The 20,022-nt window shown below is 72.9% G+C and carries 23 protein-coding genes; 4 read left to right on the top strand and 19 right to left on the bottom strand.

Annotated features, from left to right (window positions below; genetic code table 11):
* Positions 1-27: 27 nt before the first annotated feature.
* The 7 genes from K7I03_RS20980 to K7I03_RS20950 all read right to left on the bottom strand — a co-directional run bounded on the left by K7I03_RS20980 (position 28) and on the right by K7I03_RS20950 (position 6,458).
* Positions 28-1,107, bottom strand: a complete 1,080-nt coding sequence (locus K7I03_RS20980) for a glycoside hydrolase family 6 protein (RefSeq protein WP_185944273.1) — start codon at positions 1,105-1,107, stop codon at positions 28-30.
* Positions 1,108-1,270: 163 nt separating this feature from the next.
* Positions 1,271-1,933 (bottom strand): class F sortase, encoded by a 663-nt coding sequence (locus K7I03_RS20975; RefSeq protein WP_185944272.1) that lies wholly within the window; start codon positions 1,931-1,933, stop codon positions 1,271-1,273.
* 19 nt (positions 1,934-1,952) lie between these two features.
* Positions 1,953-2,591 (bottom strand): hypothetical protein, encoded by a 639-nt coding sequence (locus K7I03_RS20970; RefSeq protein ID WP_185944271.1) that lies wholly within the window; start codon positions 2,589-2,591, stop codon positions 1,953-1,955.
* 166 nt (positions 2,592-2,757) lie between these two features.
* Positions 2,758-3,537 (bottom strand): HAD-IIA family hydrolase, encoded by a 780-nt coding sequence (locus K7I03_RS20965; RefSeq protein ID WP_185944270.1) that lies wholly within the window; start codon positions 3,535-3,537, stop codon positions 2,758-2,760.
* A 170-nt stretch (positions 3,538-3,707) separates the two neighbouring features.
* Positions 3,708-4,625 carry an LAETG motif-containing sortase-dependent surface protein gene (locus K7I03_RS20960; protein ID WP_185944269.1) on the bottom strand — a complete coding sequence of 306 codons (918 nt, stop codon included), beginning with the start codon at positions 4,623-4,625 and terminating at the stop codon, positions 3,708-3,710.
* Between the two features lie 216 nt (positions 4,626-4,841).
* Positions 4,842-5,147: a hypothetical protein gene (locus K7I03_RS20955; RefSeq protein ID WP_185944268.1), complete on the bottom strand. Its 306-nt coding sequence runs from the start codon at positions 5,145-5,147 to the stop codon at positions 4,842-4,844.
* Positions 5,148-5,396: 249 nt separating this feature from the next.
* Complete coding sequence (locus tag K7I03_RS20950; RefSeq protein WP_185944267.1) at positions 5,397-6,458, bottom strand: ROK family protein; 1,062 nt, start codon at positions 6,456-6,458, stop codon at positions 5,397-5,399.
* A 56-nt stretch (positions 6,459-6,514) separates the two neighbouring features.
* On the opposite strand from K7I03_RS20950, the gene K7I03_RS20945 reads away from it, so the two are divergent.
* On the top strand, positions 6,515-7,597 hold the full coding sequence (locus K7I03_RS20945) for a Gfo/Idh/MocA family oxidoreductase (protein WP_185944266.1): 1,083 nt from the start codon (positions 6,515-6,517) through the stop codon (positions 7,595-7,597).
* 435 nt (positions 7,598-8,032) lie between these two features.
* Positions 8,033-8,599 carry a GNAT family N-acetyltransferase gene (locus K7I03_RS20940; protein WP_313772164.1) on the top strand — a complete coding sequence of 189 codons (567 nt, stop codon included), beginning with the start codon at positions 8,033-8,035 and terminating at the stop codon, positions 8,597-8,599.
* A gap of 52 nt (positions 8,600-8,651) precedes the next feature.
* Here the strand turns inward: K7I03_RS20940 and K7I03_RS34350 are convergent, their stop codons facing one another.
* Both K7I03_RS34350 and K7I03_RS20930 read right to left on the bottom strand, forming a co-directional pair.
* A complete protein-coding gene (locus K7I03_RS34350; protein WP_221903278.1) occupies positions 8,652-8,873 on the bottom strand; it encodes a DUF6255 family natural product biosynthesis protein in 222 nt (73 codons plus the stop codon).
* On the bottom strand, positions 8,870-9,208 hold the full coding sequence (locus tag K7I03_RS20930; protein WP_185944264.1) for a hypothetical protein: 339 nt from the start codon (positions 9,206-9,208) through the stop codon (positions 8,870-8,872). Before K7I03_RS20930 ends, K7I03_RS34350 begins: the two co-directional genes overlap by 4 nt.
* Before the next feature lie 205 nt (positions 9,209-9,413).
* On the opposite strand from K7I03_RS20930, the gene K7I03_RS20925 reads away from it, so the two are divergent.
* Together K7I03_RS20925 and K7I03_RS20920 are read left to right on the top strand one after the other, a co-directional pair.
* Positions 9,414-10,298, top strand: a complete 885-nt coding sequence (locus K7I03_RS20925; protein ID WP_185944263.1) for a helix-turn-helix domain-containing protein — start codon at positions 9,414-9,416, stop codon at positions 10,296-10,298.
* The gene (locus tag K7I03_RS20920; protein ID WP_224347136.1) at positions 10,295-10,519 is read left to right on the top strand and encodes a DUF397 domain-containing protein; all 225 of its coding nucleotides are present in this window, start codon (positions 10,295-10,297) and stop codon (positions 10,517-10,519) included. Before K7I03_RS20925 ends, K7I03_RS20920 begins: the two co-directional genes overlap by 4 nt.
* Here the strand turns inward: K7I03_RS20920 and K7I03_RS20915 are convergent.
* The 10 genes from K7I03_RS20915 to K7I03_RS20870 form a co-directional block, all read right to left on the bottom strand.
* Positions 10,473-12,449 carry an FtsX-like permease family protein gene (locus K7I03_RS20915; RefSeq protein ID WP_185944262.1) on the bottom strand — a complete coding sequence of 659 codons (1,977 nt, stop codon included), beginning with the start codon at positions 12,447-12,449 and terminating at the stop codon, positions 10,473-10,475. The genes K7I03_RS20920 and K7I03_RS20915 overlap by 47 nt on opposite strands.
* A gap of 57 nt (positions 12,450-12,506) precedes the next feature.
* Positions 12,507-13,061, bottom strand: coding sequence for a GNAT family N-acetyltransferase (locus K7I03_RS20910; protein ID WP_185944261.1), 555 nt, complete (start codon positions 13,059-13,061; stop codon positions 12,507-12,509).
* A gap of 132 nt (positions 13,062-13,193) precedes the next feature.
* Positions 13,194-13,649: an SRPBCC family protein gene (locus K7I03_RS20905; RefSeq protein ID WP_185944260.1), complete on the bottom strand. Its 456-nt coding sequence runs from the start codon at positions 13,647-13,649 to the stop codon at positions 13,194-13,196.
* Between the two features lie 101 nt (positions 13,650-13,750).
* A complete protein-coding gene (locus K7I03_RS20900; RefSeq protein ID WP_185944259.1) occupies positions 13,751-14,257 on the bottom strand; it encodes a hypothetical protein in 507 nt (168 codons plus the stop codon).
* 97 nt (positions 14,258-14,354) lie between these two features.
* Positions 14,355-15,212: a fumarylacetoacetate hydrolase family protein gene (locus tag K7I03_RS20895; protein WP_185944258.1), complete on the bottom strand. Its 858-nt coding sequence runs from the start codon at positions 15,210-15,212 to the stop codon at positions 14,355-14,357.
* Positions 15,213-15,431: 219 nt separating this feature from the next.
* A complete protein-coding gene (locus K7I03_RS20890; RefSeq protein ID WP_185944257.1) occupies positions 15,432-16,238 on the bottom strand; it encodes a YidC/Oxa1 family membrane protein insertase in 807 nt (268 codons plus the stop codon).
* Positions 16,239-16,583: 345 nt separating this feature from the next.
* A complete protein-coding gene (locus tag K7I03_RS20885; protein WP_185944256.1) occupies positions 16,584-16,901 on the bottom strand; it encodes a DUF6412 domain-containing protein in 318 nt (105 codons plus the stop codon).
* 149 nt (positions 16,902-17,050) lie between these two features.
* Positions 17,051-18,574 (bottom strand): sodium:solute symporter family protein, encoded by a 1,524-nt coding sequence (locus tag K7I03_RS20880; protein WP_185944293.1) that lies wholly within the window; start codon positions 18,572-18,574, stop codon positions 17,051-17,053.
* Between the two features lie 86 nt (positions 18,575-18,660).
* Positions 18,661-18,861 carry a DUF3311 domain-containing protein gene (locus K7I03_RS20875; RefSeq protein WP_185944255.1) on the bottom strand — a complete coding sequence of 67 codons (201 nt, stop codon included), beginning with the start codon at positions 18,859-18,861 and terminating at the stop codon, positions 18,661-18,663.
* A 483-nt stretch (positions 18,862-19,344) separates the two neighbouring features.
* Positions 19,345-19,950: a PadR family transcriptional regulator gene (locus tag K7I03_RS20870; RefSeq protein ID WP_185944254.1), complete on the bottom strand. Its 606-nt coding sequence runs from the start codon at positions 19,948-19,950 to the stop codon at positions 19,345-19,347.
* Positions 19,951-20,022: the final 72 nt, after the last annotated feature.

The raw sequence follows: 20,022 nt of genomic DNA, 5'->3' as shown, positions 1-20,022 counted from the left end.
CCCTTGGGCCAGGAAGCCGTGGCCCGCTCAGGAACGGGCGTTCCGGGCCAGCTCCAGGGCGTAGGTCTCCCACCACTCCCCCGCGTCGGGCCCGCCCTTGCAGGCCCCGTCCGACTCGCCGGGCCGCTTGACCCACAGGTAGGCGTCGACCAGCCGGTCGCCGGTACGGGTGGTGGGCGGTTCGCCGAGCGCCCGCCCGGAGGGGTTGCACCAGGCCTTCTCGTGATCGCCGTCGGAGAGCGGCCCGTTGCCGTTGCGGCTGGTGTCGATGACGAAGTGCTTGTAGCCCACCAGCGCCGAGAGGGTGTGCCCGTACTCCTTGCTGGCCTGCGTGGTCTGGAAGTTGGAGACGTTGAGCGCGAAGCCGTCCGCCCGGTCGATGCCCGCGCGGCGCAGCGGCTCGGCCATCCGGTCGGCCGGGGTGACCCAGCTGGGGTTGCCGGCGTCCAGGTAGACCTTGGTGCGGGGCAGCGCCTTCAGTCTGCGGACGGCCTCCTTGAGCAGCGCGTACCGCTCCTCGTGGAACTGCTGGGGCGTACAGCCGTCCTCCATGTGCGGCAGCGCGTCGGGCTCCAGGATCACGGTGGCGCGGCGGTCGCCGATGCCGCTCGCCGCCCGGTCCAGCCAGGCGCGGTAGGAGTCGCCGTCGGCGGCGCCGCCCTGGGAGTACTGGCCGCAGTCGCGGTGCGGAATGTTGTAGAGGACGAGGAGGGCGTCGCGGTCGGCCTTGGCCGCCGCCTCGGTGAAGCCGCGGGTCTGGCTCTCGGGGTCGTCGACGCCGATCCACTCGGCGACCGGCTGCTGGGCGATCTTCGCGATCAGCCGGGCCTCCTGCTCCTTGCCGGAGCCGAGGAGCCGGGCCGCCTGCCGGGCGGCGTTGCCGTTGGGGTTCACCCAGAACGGGGAGTGGTCCCGGGGAAGCTGGGACGGGGAGGCGGCGGACGGCTGCGGGCCGGGGCCCGTGGCCTCGTCGTCGGAGGAGGAGCAGCCGGTGAGCCCGGCGAGTCCGGCGAGCGCGGCCAGGGCGGCCATCGCGGAGCCGGTACGGGTCAGGGCCGTGTGAGCCGAACAGGCTGGGCGGGTGTGGCCGGTGTGACTGCCGTACATCCACTCCCCCTTGGGTGTACTTCCGGGAGACGTCTGGGGTCCCCTCGGGACAATGAACCGGTCGCCCCCATGCTGGCACAGCGTGCCCACGAGCGTGGGAAGTCATCTCATGACATGACGGCAGATCGCTCTCTCGGAGCACAATTGCCGCTTCTTGTACGGTTCAGGCCCGTCCGCTTCCGGTCAGGTAGGCGGAGACGACCACATTGGCGCTGTACTCGCGGCGGGCGCGATCGTAGTCGCCGCCGCAGGTGATCAGCCGGAGCTCGGCCCGTCCGGGGTCGTGCGGTCCGTAGACCTTGGCGGCGTCGAACCGGTCCTTGGCGAAGACGGTGACGTCCTCGACGGTGAAGTCGGCGGCGGAGCCGTCGACCCGGGTGACGGTGACGGTCTCGCCCCGCTTGAGCTTGCCCAGGTCGGCGAAGACGGCGGGCGCCCGCTCGGTGTCGACGTGCCCGACGAGCACGGCCGCGCCGAGGCTGCCGGGCTGCGGGCCGCCCCGGTACCAGGCGACGGCGTCCGGCCGCTCGTACGGCGGCGGCTCCACCGCCCCCTGCGGCGTGAGGCCGTGGCCCTCGATCGGGGCGCGCAGCCCCATGGCCCGGACGGCCAGCCGCTCCGGCTCGGCGCCGGGCAGCGGGGCGAGGGGCGGCGGCAGTTCCCGGGCGGGCGGCCGGCCGGCGGCGGCCACGTCACCGGTGGCCGGCCAGGAGCCCATGGGCACCTCGGTGGCCTGGCGCCCCCACAGCCACAGGGCGACCAGCAGGGCGGCCCAGGCCAGGCCCGTCAGGAGGCGGCCGTGGCCGCTGGCGCGTGGTTCCGACATGGCACCCGGTCGCTTCCGTTCACCGTCTGCCCGCCTCGGTACGTCGGCGGTACCAGATCAGACCGCCGGCGATCAGGACGCCGACGCCGCCGACCACCAGGCCGGGGGTGCCGGGCGTACCCGAGGCGGCGACGGGGGCGGTGCCGCCGCCTCCGGCCGGGACCGGCGCGACGGGGACGCCGTGGTCGTGCTCCGGAGCGCGCTCCTGGGCGTGCTCCTGGGCGACGAAGCCGTCGTGCCCGTCGTGGCCGCCCACGGCGGGGCCCCGGCCGTCGTGGCCGTCGGCCAGGGAGGCGGCGCCGGCCTCCGGAAGGACGATCAACTGGCCTTCTGCGACGCCGTCCCGCCCGTCGCAGCTGACCCGCACCGGGTAGGTGCCGGCCGTGGTGGTGGAGCGGACCGTGGCGTCGGCGAGGTGCCCGGTGGTGTCGCGGGTGAGCTTGGCGTCGGTCACGAACGCCTCCGAGACGGCCGTGGCGCGTTCGCCGGTGCACCCCGAGACGCGGACGCGTACGTCGGCGCCGGGCTTCGCGGTGAGGGGGACGATGTCGACCGTCGTGGTCCGGGTGGTCACGGGATCATCGAGGGCATGGGCGGGAGCGGCACCGACGGCGACCGCCGCCAGCGCACCACAGAGTGCGGAGCGGACTGAAACCATGATGAACCTCCTGATACCTCAGAAGTTCACCTGCCCGGGAGCGGCCGCGCATCCGCTCCGTGCTCCCGTTACTCCAACCGGTGACGAACCGGATGTCCGTACCGCCCGGACGGCGGGCAGCGATGTCCGCCGTCCGGGGCGGCGTTCATCTCCGTGTGTGCTCGTTTCAGATCAGTTCGGTGAGATCCGCGATCGAGTCGACGACGCGGGACGGCCGGAAGGGATAGCGGTCGATCTCGTCGGGCCGGGTCAGGCCGGTGAGCACCAGGAACGTCTCCATGCCGGCCTCCAGTCCGGCGAGGACGTCGGTGTCCATCCGGTCGCCGATCATCGCGCTGGTCTCCGAGTGGGCGCCGATGACGTTCAGACCGGCCCGCATCATCAGCGGGTTGGGCTTGCCGACGAAGTAGGGCTCGCGGCCGGTCGCCTTGGTGATCAGCGCGGCGACGGAACCGGTGGCGGGCAGGGCGCCCTCGGCGGAGGGGCCGGTCTCGTCAGGGTTGGTGGCGATGAAGCGGGCACCCGCGTTGATCAGCCGGATCGCCTTGGTGAGCGCTTCGAAGGAGTACGTCCGCGTTTCGCCCAGAACGACGTAATCGGGGTCCGCGTCGGTGAGGACGTAGCCGATGTCGTGCAGCGCGGTGGTCAGCCCGGCCTCGCCGATGACGTACGCCGTGCCGCCCGGCCGCTGGTCGTCCAGGAACTGCGCGGTGGCCAGGGCCGAGGTCCAGATGTTGCCGACGGGCACGTCGAGGCCGATCCGCTGGAGGCGGGCGTGCAGGTCGCGCGGGGTGTAGATGGAGTTGTTGGTGAGCACCAGGAAGGGCTTCCCGGAGTCCCGGAGGCGGGAGATGAAGGTGTCCGCCCCCGGCACCGGGACGCCTTCGTGCATCAGCACACCGTCCATGTCGGTGAGCCAGGACTCGATGGGCTTGCGCTCTGCCACTGCGGAACTCCTGCCATGCTGGGCGGCCCGCCGCCGGGCCCGAAAGGCCCCTCGCCGGATCGGGGACGAACCGGACCGGCGGGGCTCGCCCACCGGCCGGCACCTCCCAGCCTAGTCAGCCCGCGGCGGCGGCCTTCCGGATGGCTCCTCCACTTCTTCGCCCGGGCCGGTCAGCGCCGCATCCGGCGGGCCCACAGCAGCAGCCCCGCCCCGCCGGCGAGGCAGACGCAGGCGACGGCGGCGAGCACGGGAACGGCGTGCGATCCGCCGGTCGCCGCGAGGACCGGGGGGCCGGGGTCGCGGCCCGGCGCGGGGACGGCGTGCGGTGTCGGGCCCGGCCTGGCGGGGGTGGGGGCGGGGGCGGTCGGGGCGGGGGCGACGGTGAAGGTGTAGTCGCCGGACTCCCCGACCCAGGCGCCGTCCGCGCCGCGCCGCTGGACGGCGGTGACGTTCGCGGTGACGGGCCCGTCGGGTGCGGCGTCGGTGAAACCGAGCCGCAGCGGGACGACGACGGTCCTGCGGGCGGGGACGGAGAAGCCGTGGAAACCGGACGAACCACCGTCGAAGACGCCGACGTTCTCCGCCTCCTCGGTGCGTTCGAACCGCACCGGCCGCCAGCGCGCGCCCTCCTTGTCGTAGAACTCCAGGTGGATGTGCTCGGGCCGGAGCGCTCGCTTGGCGTCGGCCAGGACGGCGACGGGGTGCACGTCCCGGCACTCCTGGCCCGTGACGTTGCGGAGTTCCAGCTCCCAGGCGGGTGCGGGGGCGCCGCGCTCGTAGACGTCGGGGCCGCCGGTGAGCCGGGAGGCGATCGGGAACTCGGTGCGGCCGGCGTCCCCGCATCCCGGCCGGTCGCCACGGTGCTCGGCGGCGGGCCCGACCGGTGTCGAGGGTGGGGCGGAGGCGGCGGGTGCGACAGAGGCGGCGGCTGGTGCCGGTGCGCCGAGGCCGAGGACGAGCGCCGCCAGGGCGAGGAACGGCAAGGCGTGGAGGGGCAGGGCGTGGAGTGGCGGGGCGAGCGCCGCCGCGCGCGCCGGGAGAGCGGGCGCGGCGGATACGGGGATCGGCAGCGCGCGGGACAACGGCATCGGGGAACCTTTGCTGCTGGGGGCTCCGGGAACTCTGGTGGCTCTGATGACTCTGGTGACTCCCGGTGGCGGGAACATCCCCGCCGCGCGCCGCATGGCGAAGGACACGACGGACATGTCCCCCGGCCGGCGGCGGACTTCCGCCCGTTGGGACGAGGGGCGGCTCACCCGGACGGGGGTGGGCGGCCGGAACGCTGCCCTGAGAGGGCCGTCCGGTCAGGCGCAGAGAACGTAGAGGATCACCTTGCGGGCCCGGGTGTTGCCGGGGAGTGGCTCGGTCGTGATCGTCCAGCCGCGGCGGTCGTCCGTCGGCGCGGAGCTCGCCACGTAGTTGTGCGGCTCCACCTGCGCCCCTCCGCTGTGCGCGTGTTCGCGCCCCGGGCAGAGGAGGGTGTGGGTGGCGGCCTTGCCGGCCGGGTCCTGGTACGTCCGGCTGATCCCGTGCGGCGCGGCGGTGGCGGGGGCCGCGGCGGTGAGCAGGAGGGCGGCGGCGAGGGCGGGGAGGAGGGCGGCGGTTCTCATGGGGGTTCCCTTCCGGGTGACGGATCGGAAAGCGGACATCACATGAGGAACAACGCGGTTGGTCGGTAAGGGTGCATTGCGTTCCCCCGGAGGGGTGACCGACGCCGGGCGGCCGGGGCTTCCGGCCGCCCTTCGGATCCCGGACCGGGAAGGGAGCCGGACCCCGGATCAGGACGGGATCCGAACCCGGACCAGGACGGGAGTCAGACCCCGAGCAGGGCGGGAGTCAGTCCCCGAGCAGGGCGGGAGTCAGACCCCGAACAGCGGAGCAAGCACCAGCTCCGCCGCGCCCCCGACGACCACCCGGGCCCCTTCGGGGGCGACATCGACCGGCACCGCGCCGCCGAGCGCGTCCCGGACCCCGCCCACGAAGGCCGCGGGCCGCGCGAGCACCACACCGCCGCCCAGCAGGACACCGTCGATGTCCAGGAGGCGTACGAGGTTGAGCGCGCCGACGCCGAGCAGCCGCGCGGCGCGTGCGGTGTCGCCCTCGGCGACGGCGGCGAGGCAGAGCGCTTCGAGGCAGCCGCGGTCTCCGCAGGCGCACAGGGGGCCGTCGACCATGACGACCTGGTGCCCGAACTCCCCCGCGCCCGTGCGGGGTCCGCGGTGGACGCCGCCGTCGAGGACGAGCCCGGCGCCGAGGCCGGTGCCCAGGTGCAGATAGGCGAAGGAGCCGGTGGCGCGGGGGGCGCGCAGGGCGAGGCCGAGCGCGGCGGCGTTGGTGTCCTTGTCGACGACGACGGGCAGCCCGAGCCGTTCGCCCAGCGCGTCGCGGAGCGGGAAGCCGTCCCACCGGGGGAAGCCGGTGACCCGGTGCAGGACGCCGCTGCGGTGATCGAGGGGGCCGGGGACGGCGACGCCGGCACCGAGCACGTCGCCGGTGGCGTGGTCGGCGAGCAGCGCGGTCACCGCGTCGGCCACCGCGTCCAGCACGGCCTGCGCCCCGGCTCCGAAGTCGAGCGGCGCGGTACGGGTGGCGGTCTCGGTGCCGGTGAGGTCGACGAGGGTGACGGTGAGCGCGTCCCGGTCGAGGTGCACGCCCACGGCGTGGGCGGCGCCGGGGACCAGGCGCAGGGCCGTCGCCGGTTTGCCGCCGGTGGAGGCGCGGCGGCCCGCTTCGGCGGCCAGCCCCGTGTCCCGCAGCCGGCCCGTGATCTTGCTGACGGCCTGCGGGGTGAGCCCCGCCCCGGCGGCCAGCTCGGCCCGGCTGGCGCCGGCCGGGCCGGCGCAGCGGAGCAGCCCGAGGACGACGGCGGTGTTGTGGTCGCGCAGCGCGGCCAGGTTGGCTCCGGGATCGGTCCTGTTCACGGAACCATTGTCGTGGGCGCTTGCGCTTTTGCAACAGTGTTGCCAAAGTGGCGGGCATGGACGGCATCTCCGACACCCCCCTCCGCGTCGGCCTGATCGGTTACGGCGTCGCGGGGTCGTTCTTCCACGCCCCGCTGATCGCCGCCACCGAGGGCCTGGCCCTCGACACGGTCGTCACCGCCAACCCGGAGCGGCAGCGGCAGGTCGCCACCGAACACCCCGGAGCCCGGACCTCCGCCGACCCCGACGAGCTCTTCGCCCGCGCCGGCGACCTCGACCTGATCGTCGTCGCCTCCCCCAACCGCACCCATGTGCCGCTGGCCCGCCGCGCCCTGGAGGCCGGGCTGCCGGTCGTCGTCGACAAGCCCCTCGCCGCCACCGCCGCCGAGGCGGACGAACTGGACGCGCTGGCCGAGCGGCGCGGGCTGCTGCTCAGCGTCTTCCAGAACCGGCGCTGGGACAACGACTTCCGCACCGTCCGCTCCCTGGTCGGCGACGGCAGCCTCGGCCGCGTCCTGCGCTTCGAGTCCCGCTTCGAACGGTGGCGCCCGCGCCCCAAGGGCGGCTGGCGCGAGTCCGGCGACCCCGCCGAACTGGGCGGCCTCCTCTACGATCTCGGCAGCCACCTGGTCGACCAGGCGCTGACCCTCTTCGGCCCCGCCGTCAGCGTCTACGCCGAGGCGGACATCCGCCGCCCGGGCGCCGAGGCGGACGACGACACCTTCATCGCCCTCCGCCACGCCGACGGCGTCCGCTCCCACCTCTGGATGAGCGCCACCACGGCCCAACTAGGCCCCCGCTTCCGGGTGCTGGGCAGCGACGGGGGTTACGTCAAGTACGGCCTCGACCCGCAGGAGGCCGCCCTCCGCGAGGGCCTGCGCCCGGACGACGGAACCCCGTGGGGCGTCGAGCCGCGGTCCCTGTGGGGCCGGCTCGGCGAGGGCGAGTCCCCGCTGACCGGCGGCGGCGAGCCCGTGCCGACCCTCCCCGGCGACTACCCCGCCTACTACGCGGCGATCGTGGAGGCCCTGCGCACCGGCGGCCGGCCGCCGGTCACCGCGGCGGAGGCGGCGGCGGCGCTGCGCGTCCTGGAGGCGGCGAGGGTGTCGGCGACGGAGGGCCGCACGATCACCCTCTGACCACCGCCGTCCCGTCCGGCGCCCCCCGCTCCCCACGGTCCGGCCACGCAGTCCGGCCGGGCCACGCAGCACGCCGGACCGCCAGCCGCCGTCCATGATCCGTCCATGATCGAACGGGCGCGCATCTGGAGGGCATTGTCCGGGTCGAAGCCCTCGTGGACGAGGAAGAGGCGGGCCCCGGCCCTCCCCCTCCAGGGCCCAGGTGACCGTCCAGTCGGCGCCGGACCGGGAGTCGGGGGCGGCGTCCCGCCACCCGACCCTGAGCATCCGCTCCGGCTCGAAGGCCAGGACCTCGGCCCGGATCGTGACGGAGAACCCGGTGCCGGGCATGGCCATCGCCTCTACCTGTCACGTCGATCTTCGAACCCGCAGGTCACCTCCGTTCTCCTCGCCCCGCCTGGGCTTCGCCCGGCACCGGATGCTGCAATGACGGCCATGACGCACTCCGCCTCCCGCGCCGCGGCCGGTCTCTATGCCGTGGAGACCATGGACGGCCCGACGGCGGTCCGGGGTATGGACGCCTTCCGCCTCGTCTACGCCGAGGCGTTCGCCGAACCCCCGTACGGCGAGACGGAAGCGGACGTCGCCCTGACCTTCGACCGTTTCCGCACGGAGGCCGCGCACCCCGCCTTCCGCGCGGCCCTCGCCCGCACGGCGGCGGGCGAACCCGCCGGCATGGCGCTGGGCACCACCCTCGACCGGCGGTCCGGCTGGTGGGACCCGTACGTCGCCCCCGCCGACCGGCACCGGACCCTCTGCCTGCTGGAACTCGCCGTCCGCGCCGCCCACCGACGACACGGCCTCGCCCGCCGGCTGCACGACGCCCTGCTCCGCACCACGGACGCGGACCGCATCCTCCTCACCGTCCACCACGCGGCGACACCCGCCCGGACCGCGTACCGCTCGTGGGGCTACCGGACGATCGCCGAGGTCGACCCCTGGGGCAACGGCGTCCACGCGGTGATGCTGCGTGATCGCGCGGCGGCGGATGGGGATCAGTGAGGCGGGGTCGCTCCTCCCGCTGACCTGTGAACCTCCGTCGTCCGCGCTGCCGTTACCCCCTCCCCCTCCGCGTCGGAGCGCCCTCGGGCGGTGGCGGCCCCGGCGGCAGTGGGCCGGGCGGCCGTACCGCTCGGTATTCCGTGAACCGGCACGTCCCGCAGGCCCGGCAGCGTTCCGCCCCGCCGCGGGAGTCCCAGCCCGCAGTGTGCTTGCAGTGCCGCACAAGGCGGCCGGTGGTGGTGTGCGTCTTCGCCGTTCCCGTTCCCGTCCTCATCGTCGCCCCTCGTCGCCGCGCCCGCAGTGCTCCGTCACCCAGTGGGTCAGCGCCGCCGCCGTCGCGTCCCCCGACACCGCCGCATCGCCCCCGCCCGCGGCGACCCGCCTCGCCGCCTCCAGCTCCGCGCACCGGCCGCAACCGGTCTGGTACGGCCGCAACCCCGCCGCGTTGCGTTCCTCGCGCGTCGCCAACCGCAGGGCGGACGGCGGCACTTCCCACTCCAGACCGCCGCCCGGCCGGCGGACCTGCACGCGACCCTCGTCGGCGCCGATCACTTGGACCAGCCGGTTCTCCCGCACGTCGACGACGTAGGTGCCGGTTCTGTACGTCATGAGCCCCGCCCCCCGATAGTGGACAGCAACACTCCTGTGCAGGTTGCTCGTTGTGACCTTGCTCCATCAGTCTGCGCCCATCCGGCAAGGAATAGCCTTCCAAATTGGAGGAATCACCCTTCTGGGTGATCAACCCGCACATTGAGGCGACGCGCCCCTCCCACGCAGCACGCTGGACCCGAACGCTTAAGGGGAGAAGCAGCACATGGCACACGCGTCCCGCCGTACCGCCCGCCGCCGCAGGCTCGGCACCATCCTCAGGGAGGCCCGCGAGGCAGCGGGCATCACCGCCACCGACGCGGCCCAGGCGATCCACACCGACAACACGAAGATCAGCCGCATCGAGACGGGCCGCCACCGCGTGACCCGCCTGGAACTGGAGACGCTCTTCGCGCTGTACGAGATCGCCGACGAGAAGACGCGCGAATGGTTGATCGCGCTCGCCGCCGAGGGAAATCAGCGCACCTGGTGGCGGGGCCACAGCAGCAGGCTCAACGCGGACTTCAAGGAATTGCTGACCCATGAATCGGATGCCGCGCGCATCACCGCGTTCCAGCCCCAACTCATCCCGGGCCTCTTGCAAACTCGGGATTATGCAGCAGCTGTCATCCGCGATGCGTCCTCGCACCTCACCGACGCGGAAGTCGACTTCTTCGTCGATCTCCGCCTCGCACGGCAGCAGATCCTGCGACGGGACAATCCGCCTCGATACCTGGCCCTGATCCATGAAGGTGCCATCCACCAGCAGATCGGCGGCCCGACCGTCCTGGCCGACCAGCTCCGGCACCTCATCGCCGTGAACCGGGAACCCGCGCTGACGGTCCGGGTCGTCCCCTTCCGTCATCACGGATGGAGCACTGTCCAGGGTGCTTTCACCGTGTTCTCGTACCCCAAACCCCTTGACTTGGACGTCGTGCACATCCCATCCCTCGACGGCAGTCTGTACCTGGAGGACGATGAGGTGATCAGGAAAGCCTGGAAAACGATCGCCCGCCTGAAGGCAGCCGCCCTGTCGACTACGCAGACCGCCGAGCTGATGGAGTCCATCGTGCTTGAGCTCGAACAACAACACACAAGGGGTGCAAAGTGATACACCAACGCCCCCACCCCCAGGAAAGCCACTGGCGGAAGTCCTCGTACTGCCCCGACGGAGACGAGCAGTGCGTCGAGCACCGCCCTACCCCCGACCGCCGCATAGCCGTCCGCGACAGCAAGGCGCGGCCGCGAGGGGCCTGCACTTTCGAGCCGAGCGCCTGGGTGGCTTTCATCGCGGCGATGCGGGAGCCGAATGGCCTGAAACCGGCGTGCTGAGTGCAGATGCAACAGGTGACAGCGATTTCACGCCGATGCCTCGGCGTACTGCCTGCCGATCCGACGCGCGGGATGCGCGGCGCATACGGACACACCGACGGTCAGTGCGAGCGTCGCCGCGGTGACGCCCGTCAGCCACGGCCAGTTGAAAGCCGGCCACAGGCCCTGGCCCAACTGGCTGGCCAGGGGCGCGAGGCAGACGAGTGAGACGAAGGACAGCTCCCACGGCCGTAGCGGCCAGCGTTTCCAGGGCGACCAGCCGGAAGAGCTGCGGTCGGCTCAGGCCCATGGCGCGGAGACGAGCCCTCTCGGAGTCGCGGTCCCGTTGGGCCAAGGCGCAGGTGTTGGCCGCGGACAGCAGCGCATAGCCGGTGACGATGGCGACGATCAGGTAAGTGGCGAAGGAATCGGCAGGGTTGCGTGGTTGCAGGCGGGAGAGGTAGTCGTCCTGTGACCGCACCCGTTGCCCAGGAGTGGTCGGCCACGCGCCGCTGTCACCGGTGAGGAAGATCCGATCGGCCGACGCGTCCGGTGTGTGTGCCAGCACCGATTTCCGTGACAGCAGCAGGCCCGGGAAGGCGAAATCCCGCTGGTAGACCGCGGCCAGTCGCAGTGATTGCCGCCGTCCGTCGGCGAAGGTGAGGCGCACCCGCTGTCCCAGGTGCCAGCCCTGGGCCTGCGCGACGGTCGAGCCGGCGGCGCAGGATCCGGTATCGACCCGTCCGAGGTCTCCCTGTGTGACATCGAGGTCGAGCACCTTCTTCAGCGCTTTGCCGTCGACGCCCCAGGCGCGTTGCGGCTTGGGGCGTTTCTCCCAGAAGGAAGGCGGCGTCTTCAGCCGCGCGGCCAGTACCGGAACCGCCGTTGCCCGTCGCAGGGCCGGCGGTTCGGCGGGCAGTCGGACGCCGTCGTGGGCCGTGACCACGGCGTGCGCGCGCAGGGCCTGGGCGGTCTGCTCCCGTACGGCCTGGTTCACGTGGGTGTCGGCGCCGAGCATGCAGGTCGAGATGCCCAGCGCGATCAGGACCGGGACGGCGACCGCCGCGGTGCGGCCGGACGTTCCGCGCAGACCGGCGGCCGCGACCTTGCCCAGCCGGCGGTCCAGCAGGCGCAGAGCGGCAGCGAAGGGACCGCTCAGGACGGGGATGACCCACGGCCCCAGCACGGCCAGCGTCGGCAGGAGAACCAGCGCCAGCCCCGTCGCCATGGCCGCCCGGTACATGTCCGGCATCTGCGGCACCATGATGATGACCAGGAGGGGGAGGCACAGGAGCAGCGCCATGGCCAGGCCCGTGAACAAGCGGGCCCGGCGCCGTCCGCCCTCCGGCTGGTCCGTCCCTCCGCGCACCGCGGCGATGGCGCTGGCCCGGCCCGCCGCGTGGATGGCCCCCAGCCCGGCGAGAACGGCGATGCAGCAGACCGCGGCACACACCGCCGCGCCGACGAGCGCGGTCGTGCCCGCTCCCGGCAACTGCACGGATCCCGGTAGCAACTCCCGTTCCACCAGCAGACTTCGGCACCACCGCGCGAGCGGCACCGTCCCCGCCCCGACCCCCAGGACCGATGCGAGGGCCGCGAGCCACAGAACGTCGGTGGTCACCAGGGCGCGGATCCGGCCGACGGTCGCCCCCAGCGCCCGGAGGACGGCGAACTCCGGCAGGCGTTGCGACGTCCACAAGGACACGGTCGTCCCCAACACCATCACCGCGGACATGACCATGAGGGTGATCAGCAGGCTGAGCAGGTTCTCGGTGTCCTTCACGCCTTGGGCACCCGATACCCAGGCACCGGCCGGTGACTGCTCCACCGCGGCGAGCAGCAGCCCGCAGGCCCCCACCGCGGCGGCCGTCACCGCGCAGGCGAACGCCGCGCCGAGCACTCGTGCGGGGTACACCCGCGCTTCGGAGAGGAAGAGGCGATGGAGACGCACCGTTGATTCGCCCCTCACATCCCGGTGGCCGACGAGGACACCTGTGCTATCCGGCCGTCACTTCTTCGCCGCTCGCCACTCCGGGGCGAGGACCGACCAGATCTCGAAGTCGTGCCGCTCGCCCGCGTGGAGGAAGTGCTCCCGCAGGACGCCCTCCTTCGTCATGCCGAGGCGGCGGGCGACGGCGATGCTGGGCTCGTTGTGGGTCGCGGCGCGCCACTCGATGCGGTGGATGCCCCGCTCCTCGACGGCCCAGTCGATGATGTGCCGCGCGGCCCGGGTGACCAGGCCCTTGCCGGCGGCGGCCGGTTCGAGCCAGCAGCCGACCTCCGCCGTGCCCTGTTCGACGTCCATGACGCGGAACAGGACGACGCCGACCAGCGTGCCGTCCAGCCTGATGCCGTACAGCCGGCCGGTGTCGGTGGCGGCCTTCTCCATGTACGAGCGGAGGTACGCGCGGCTCGACTCCAGGTCGGTGATCTTGTGCGGGACGGGGAGGAACCGCCCGACGAAGTCCCCGCTCCGGACGACGCAGGCCAGGAACTCCTCGGCGTGCCAGGGTTCCAGGGGGCCCAGCTCGCCGCCGTTGTCGTCGAGGGGTATCGCGTACATCGTCGTTCTCCACGGGTCGGAACCGGCGGGCAGGGCACGGATCTTCTCATGGGCGCCGTGGGGTGCTGGTGGGACGGACGTGCGTTCCGGGACGTTCCGGGTCGGTCGTGGGCCGGAATCGCTTGGGGTTTGTCAGGTCCGGGCCGTCGTCGTGGTGAGGGACCTCTCGGCGGCGGTCAGGATGTCGGCGAAGACGCGGGTGATGACGGGCTTGGCGAAGTGGCGGGCGAGGCGGGCGCCGCCCGGGATGGGGAGGCCGAAGGTCGTCGTCCAGGTGACGAGCGTGCCTTCCGGGACTTCGGCGAACGTCATGCGGCCCAGCTCGTGGCGGGCCGGCGGGTAGCTTCGGTCGACGTCGTAGGTGAAGTCGTAGGGCGGGTTGTAGGCCGTGACGCGTTCGCGGAACCAGCCGATCAGCCAGGTGTGCAGCCGGACGGCGCCCACCCCGTACGGCGCGTCCGCGCCGGGACGGGCCAGACGGGCCTTGAGGACGAACGGGGAGCGGGTGTAGTTGGTGGTCGTGGCGCACCACTCGAAGACGTCGGCGATCGGGGCCGCGATGACGCGTCGTACCGTCACGGTTTCCATGTCTCGTCCTCTCTCCTGACCGGGCCGGCCGGCTGCGGGGCCGGTCTGGAGTCTGGACGGACGGCGGGGTGCGGACGTGACGGGTCACGAAGTGGCGTGGGTCACATGTCGTCCTCTGCCCGTGAGCGGTAGAGGACGGCCAGGGCCAGGCCCGAGCCCAGGAGGACCAGAGAGCCGCCGAGGGCCATGTCGCCGCTCATCGGCGGCCCGTGGTGGCCCTGTTCCCGGCCGTCGGCGGCGGGGCGGGCGGCGGACAAGGGGGCGACGGTGATGGGGAGTCGGGCGCGGAGGGCGGGGTCGGTGGGGAGGGCGGTGGGGGCCGCGGAGCCGAGGGGCCAGGGCGGGGCGTCCTGCCCGTCGTCCTGGCCCGCCTCCGTTTCGAGCCGGTCGGCGCCGGTAAGGGGGGCGCCGCCGACGCAGGCGCCCGGGGCGCCCGCCGCGCAGCGGGCCGCGGCGTCGGGGTCGGGGTCGGTGGTGCCGGGGGCGGTGAAGGCGCAGAGCAGCAGGGCGCCGCTGATCGTCGTCGCCATGACCGTCGCCGTCGCGGCGACCGTGGCCCGGGCGGTGGGACGGACCCGGAGGCGGGCCCGGCGAAGACTGTGCCGCATATCCGAAAATAAGCACACCACGACCGACCCCCTCGGGCAGCACACGCGCCCGTTCCCCCGAACGCACCCCGCCCCGCCGCCCCGGATGCCTCCGCGCCTACCCGCCCTTGAGGTGCTGCCGCTGCCGCCCCAGACCGTCGATCGCGAGTTCGACGACGTCTCCGGAGCGGAGGTACGGCTTGGGCTCGGGCCGGCCCAGGGCGACGCCCGCCGGGGTGCCGGTGTTGATGACGTCACCAGGGTAGAGCGTCATGAACTGACTGATATAGCGCACGAGATGAGCCACCGGGAAGATCTGGTCCGCCGTGCTCCCCTCCTGCATCAGCGCGCCGTTGACCCAGGCGTGGATCGTCAGTTCCTGGGGGTCGGGCACCTCGTCGGCGGTGACGAGCCAGGGGCCCAGCGGGTTGAACGTCTCGCAGTTCTTGCCCTTGTCCCACTGGCCGCCGCGTTCGAGCTGGTAGGCGCGTTCGGACACGTCGTTGCTGATGGTGTAGCCGGCGACGGCGGCCAGCGCCTCCTCGTCCGTGGTCAGCCGGCGGGCCGTGCGGCCGATGACGACGGCGAGTTCGGCCTCCCAGTCGGTCTTGAGACTGCCGGGCGGGACGAGCACGGGGTCGTCCGGACCGACGACGGTGTCCGGGGCCTTGAGGAAGAGGACGGGCTCGGCGGGCGTGCGAGCGCCGATCTCCGCTACGTGGGCGCGGTAGTTGAGCCCCACGCAGACGATCTTGCCGATCCGGGCCACCGGCGGGCCGATCCGCAGGCCCACCGGGTCCAGGGCCGCGAGCACGCGCGCGCCGACGGCCGCCCGGATGTGGGCGAGCAGCGGGCGGTCGCCAAGCAGCGCGCCGTCCACGTCCGGGACGAGCGCGGAGAGGTCGCGCAGCGTGCCCTCCTCGTCCAGCAGCGCGGGGCGCTCCGCCCCCGCCGGGCCGACCCGGAGCAGCTTCATCGGTCCAACCCTCCGGTGCCTCGGCGAACTCGGTGCGTGATGCGCGGGCTCGGTGCGCTGGGCGCGATCGACGCGCTCGGTGTGCTCGGTGCGCCCACTGCGCTCGGTGCGTCATACACGACCGGTCGATCGTCCAAGATCCTGGGGACGGTCGGCAAGTGGCGTTTCGGCCTGTGGACGGCGACGACCGGCCGTCGGACGGCCGTCGCCGCCCGCCGTTCACCCGGTCGTGGGACGGCGGCGGCGGGGAGCCGGTGCGGCTCCGTCAGCCTCCGGACCGGTCGTCGGGCCGGTCGTCAGACCGGTCCCGCCCCGGTGGAGGTACGCCCGTTCCGCCGCCGTCCACAGCGTCGTCGTCACCACGTACAGGGCCGCGGCGAGCGGTACGACCGCCACGGTGATCAGGGTGGCGAAGGGCAGGAACGGTGAGATCCGCGCCGCCAGGGCGACCGCCTCCGCGCCCGGCACGGAGTTGTCGGTGGTGGCGGGGAGCGGCGTCGCGGCGGCCGTCCGGCGGGCACGCCGGAACGTCCAGGTGGCGGCTGCGGCCACCACCGCGAACAGGACCAGGTAGACGAGGCCGTGCGAGCCCAGCGGGCCGCCGTCGGCGAGGGCGTTCGTCCACCGGCCGCCGAGCGGGGCGCCGAACAGGGTGTGGTCGAGGAGGTCACCTCCGGATCCGGTCGAGAACAGGTGGTACATGACGTAGAAGACGGGCAGTTGGACGAGCATGGGCAGACAGCCCGCCAGCGGGGACACACCGGTCTCCGCGTACAGCTCGGCCGTCGCGTGCCGCAGCCGCTCCGGATCCTTGCCGTGCTTGCGCTTCAGCTCCGCCAGCCGCGGGGCCAGGGCCGCCTTGGCCCGTTCGCCGCGGGCGGCGGAGCGGGACAGGGGGTGGAGGCAGAACCGTACGCCCAGGGTGAGCAGGACGATGGTGACGGCTGTCGCCGAGGCCCCGAAGGCGGGTTCGAGCGCGTCGGCGACATGGGACAGGAGTGCACCCAGGGGCGCGAAAAAGGACATGGTGGAGCCCTCCACGGGGGTCTCGTCGTGCCGGAGTTCGGTACGGCGGGCCGGTGGTGTCGTCCCTGCGTCGTCATCGACGTCGTAGCCGACACAGTCACCGGTCCGCCGGATTCGGCGTGACGAGCCGCGCTGCTCCTCGCCGTCGGCCTGCCCCCTGGCGGGTGAGGGGGCCGGTGTCGACGTGCGGTGCTCGGCGGGGAACGGGCCGCCCTAGGAGCCGTCAAGCGGCTCGGCTGGGAAGGCGCGTCATGTGTCGCCCGTGGCGCACCGCTGCCGTTTCGGAGGCGGTGCGCACACGCGGCAGGGGGCGGTGAGGCCCCGCGCCGGAGCGGCGGGGAGCGGCTACGCGGCCGTCAGGACGAGACGTCCGGGCGCCCTCGGGCGCCGGCGGCCCCTGGCGTCGGGGTCGCGTTGGGCGAGGAAGGCTGTGCGCAGTTCCCTGTCCCGGATCGCGGTGCGTATTCGGGTCGGGGTCAGCGGGCCCGTGCGGACGGCCGCCGCCACGAGGACGGCGCGTACCGTCAGGGCCGCCGCGACGGCGGTCGTCGAGGCGACGGCGACCGCGCTCATCAGGATGCTCAGCAGTCCGCACTGCGCGAGCAGGAGTTCCGCGCACAGGATGAGGAACATGGCGATGTGTGTGCGGATGACGCGCTTCATCGTGCTCCCCCCCTGGTCCGGTCCCTGGACCGATCCCTGGTCCCGGTCGGTCCTCCAGTCGTTCCGATAGTAGACGGCCCCACTGACAACGGCGCCGCCGGGACCGTCCGCCCTGTTCAGAGCCGTTCGGGCCCCCGGCCAAGCCCCCGTCAGGTTCCGTTCGCGCTCCCCTCAGGCCCGTCCGCCACAGGCACTCGTCCGGTCCCGGCCGCCCCGGCCGGCCCGGACTCCTCGGGTCCCGGGTCCGAGGCCAGTACCTCGGCGTCCGGCCGGTCGTCCGCCGGCTTCGGTCCCAGCCACGAGACCGCGAGCGCCACGACGAGGTTCACGCCGAGCGCCAGCGCCCCCGCGTTCACCCCGCCCACCGGGTCGTGTTCGGTGAAGACGAGCGCGCAGACCAGGGCGCCGCCCACGGCCAGTCCGCTCAGCGCACCCCACAGCGTCATCCTCCGCCACACCAGACCCAGCAGGATCATGGGGACGAGCTGGGCCATGCCCTCGTAGGAGATCAGCGAGAGCCTGACGAGCGTGTTGGGCGCGGCGTACGTCAGGATCAGCGCCGCCGCCCCCGCCACGACCACCACGGTCTGCGCCGCGAACCGCTGCCGTCGCGGCCGGTCCACGAGGGCGGGCACCGTGCCCAGGACGCTCCGACCCCACATCGTCCCGATGACCAGCATGAACACCGCCATCGGCACGATCGACGACAGGGCCGCCGCCACCCCGATCACCCCGACCAGCCAGGCCGGCAGCGAGTCGACGACCAGCTTGAACAGGGCCAGGTTGGAGCCCGCCCCGGTCAGTCCGGGCACGACGAAGATCGCGGCCATGCCCAGCAGCATGGGGACGAAGAGCAGCACGTTGTAGAACGGCAGCAGAACGGCGTTGCGCCGCAGGGCGTCGGCGCTCCGCGCGCCCAGGTAACCGGCCACCGTGGTGGGGAAGATGACGACGGTGAGGGAGTTGAGGAAGCTGGTGGTCGCGAACCAGGTCGCGCCGAGTCCGCTGCCCCCGTGTCCGCTGAGGGTGAGCCACTGCGGTTTCTCGGCCACCAGCCGGTCGAGGAACGGACCGTAGCCGTCGAAGTGGTGCATCGGGACGTAGATCGCGAGGAAGGCGAGGGTACCGATGACGAGGACGTCCTTCAGCACCGAGACCCATGCGCTGCCGCGCAGTCCGCTGACCACGACGAAGGCGGTCGTGACGGCGAAGGCGATGAAATAGGCCCAGTTCAGGCTGATGGCGCCATAGGAGATGGTCGAGACGACGACGCCCATGCCCGTGATCTGGAGCTGGATGTAGGGCAGGAGGCAGACGGTCGCCAGCACCGCGACCAAGGCGCCGAGCCAGGGGCGGCCGTAGCGGTGGGCGACCATGTCGGTGATCGAGACGAGGCCGTGCCGGCGGGCGTACGACCAGAGGGTCGGGCCGACGACGTAGCCGATCGCGTACCCACAGGACAGGTAGGCGATGACGTAGAGGACGGGCGAGCCGAAGTTGTAGCCCCAGCCGGCGGCACCCAGGTAGCTGAAGCTGGTGTAGCCCTCGCCGGCCATCAGCACCCAGATCATCACCGTGCCGAGACTGCGGCCGCCGACCGACCACTCGGCGATGCCGCCGCCTTTGCCCCTGCCCCGGACGGCCAGGAGGCCCAGGGCGACCGTGAGGACCATGAAGATGCCGAAGACGGTTGTCGCGGTGGTGGCGTTGGTGGCGTTGGCCGCGGTGACGGTGGCGGCGGTTGTGGCGTTGGCGGCGTTCACACTCGGCCTCGCTTGCGGTCGCCGCGCCAGGCCAGCCAGACGGCGACTGGGGTGAGGAGGGTTGCCAGGAGCAGCCAGAAGAAGAGGAAGGGGAGGCCGAGGAGGGTGGGGTGGACGCGGTTGGTCAGGGGGAGGGTGGCCAGGTAGAGCGCGTAGGGGGCTAGGAGCCAGAGGAGGGTGGGACGTTTCTTCAACACGGCGTTGACCCTAGGTGGTCTTGCTTGGGCGGTGGGTTCGCCCCGCACGGCGGGTTCACCCCGGGCGGTGGGTTCGCCCCGGGCGGTGGGTTCGCCCCGCCCGGTGGGTTCGCCCCGCCCGGCGGGGTCGCCCCGCCCGGCGGGGGCGGTACGCCCGGGCGGCAGAAGGCTGACCTTGGGCGCTCGGGGCGGCGGCCGTCGGCCCGGGAGGGCGTTGCGGTCGCGTGGTGGTTTTTGGGGTGCCCCGGTCCCGCCCTTTCACCGTTTCTTGCGGGGGCAAGCCCCCGCACCCCCGCAGCACGCTGCGCGCGCTGTCCTCAAACGCCGGACGGGCTGGGTGGGTGCGCGGCGAGGGTGGGTGGGTCAGTGCCGGGTGCGCCGTTCTCACACCAAGGACGCGCTGAGTGGGTGAGCGGCAAGGGCGGGTGGGTCAGTGCCGGGTGCGCTGTGCTCACGCGCCGGACAGTTGAGGAGCCGGCGCCCTCAAGCGTCCGACGGGCCGGGATCGGGCGGGTCGGCGGCCGGTGTCCAGGTCAGGTGGCCTGTCCGGAGGTCGTTCAGGATGGAGCGGATCCACCGCTCCTCCGCCTCCGTCACCGCGCGCAGGTACTCGGTCTCCAGGGCCGTGACCCGGGGGAAGGCGTCGGTCTGGTCGGCCAGTTCGGCGTCCAGTTCCTTGAGGGTGCGGGTCAGCGTGTCCGCCCGTCGTCTGAGCGCCGCCGCGGCCTCGTCCGGGGCCGCCATCATCAGGTTGGAGAGCGCCGCCGGGAAGCGGGGGAACTCCTGTCGGGGGACGGCCAGCATCTCGTCCAGCCATTCCCGTGCGACCCGGCGGCCCTCGTCGGAGAGGGCGTAGACGGTGCGTTCGGGGTACGCCTGGTCGCGGCCGGTCTCCTGAACGGTGATCAGGCCCGCCTGGCAGAGGCGTTCGATCGTCCGGTAGAGGCTCGCGCGCTGGCTGACGTTGACGACTTTGTCCTTCCCCCACTGCTTCAGGAGCCGCTGGATCCCGTACGGGTGCAGCGGCTGCTGGTGCAGCAGCGCCAGCACGGTCAGGGCGAGCGGGGAGTCGCGGACGGGGGTCGTCATGAAGGGATCGTATCTCCACCTCGGTGACTAGTTGACCTAACACTAGTTTCACTGCAACTATCGACTAGGCAG

It is taken from the genome of Streptomyces mobaraensis, from assembly GCF_020099395.1.
Taxonomy (GTDB): Bacteria; Actinomycetota; Actinomycetes; order Streptomycetales; family Streptomycetaceae; genus Streptomyces.
Note: the sequence above shows the minus strand (reverse complement) of the source record. Positions and strands in the feature narration are given on the sequence as shown.

Coding starts and splice junctions, on each gene's coding strand:
- K7I03_RS20980 (WP_185944273.1), bottom strand. CDS start 1,107: ATGTACGGCAGTCACACCGGCCACACCCGCCCAGCCTGTTCGGCTCAC.
- K7I03_RS20975 (WP_185944272.1), bottom strand. CDS start 1,933: ATGTCGGAACCACGCGCCAGCGGCCACGGCCGCCTCCTGACGGGCCTG.
- K7I03_RS20970 (WP_185944271.1), bottom strand. CDS start 2,591: ATGGTTTCAGTCCGCTCCGCACTCTGTGGTGCGCTGGCGGCGGTCGCC.
- K7I03_RS20960 (WP_185944269.1), bottom strand. CDS start 4,625: ATGCCGTTGTCCCGCGCGCTGCCGATCCCCGTATCCGCCGCGCCCGCT.
- K7I03_RS20955 (WP_185944268.1), bottom strand. CDS start 5,147: ATGAGAACCGCCGCCCTCCTCCCCGCCCTCGCCGCCGCCCTCCTGCTC.
- K7I03_RS20945 (WP_185944266.1), top strand. CDS start 6,515: ATGGACGGCATCTCCGACACCCCCCTCCGCGTCGGCCTGATCGGTTAC.
- K7I03_RS20940 (WP_313772164.1), top strand. CDS start 8,033: ATGACGCACTCCGCCTCCCGCGCCGCGGCCGGTCTCTATGCCGTGGAG.
- K7I03_RS34350 (WP_221903278.1), bottom strand. CDS start 8,873: ATGAGGACGGGAACGGGAACGGCGAAGACGCACACCACCACCGGCCGC.
- K7I03_RS20930 (WP_185944264.1), bottom strand. CDS start 9,208: ATGACGTACAGAACCGGCACCTACGTCGTCGACGTGCGGGAGAACCGG.
- K7I03_RS20925 (WP_185944263.1), top strand. CDS start 9,414: ATGGCACACGCGTCCCGCCGTACCGCCCGCCGCCGCAGGCTCGGCACC.
- K7I03_RS20910 (WP_185944261.1), bottom strand. CDS start 13,061: ATGTACGCGATACCCCTCGACGACAACGGCGGCGAGCTGGGCCCCCTG.
- K7I03_RS20905 (WP_185944260.1), bottom strand. CDS start 13,649: ATGGAAACCGTGACGGTACGACGCGTCATCGCGGCCCCGATCGCCGAC.
- K7I03_RS20900 (WP_185944259.1), bottom strand. CDS start 14,257: ATGCGGCACAGTCTTCGCCGGGCCCGCCTCCGGGTCCGTCCCACCGCC.
- K7I03_RS20895 (WP_185944258.1), bottom strand. CDS start 15,212: ATGAAGCTGCTCCGGGTCGGCCCGGCGGGGGCGGAGCGCCCCGCGCTG.
- K7I03_RS20890 (WP_185944257.1), bottom strand. CDS start 16,238: ATGTCCTTTTTCGCGCCCCTGGGTGCACTCCTGTCCCATGTCGCCGAC.
- K7I03_RS20885 (WP_185944256.1), bottom strand. CDS start 16,901: ATGAAGCGCGTCATCCGCACACACATCGCCATGTTCCTCATCCTGTGC.
- K7I03_RS20880 (WP_185944293.1), bottom strand. CDS start 18,574: ATGGTCCTCACGGTCGCCCTGGGCCTCCTGGCCGTCCGGGGCAGGGGC.
- K7I03_RS20870 (WP_185944254.1), bottom strand. CDS start 19,950: ATGACGACCCCCGTCCGCGACTCCCCGCTCGCCCTGACCGTGCTGGCG.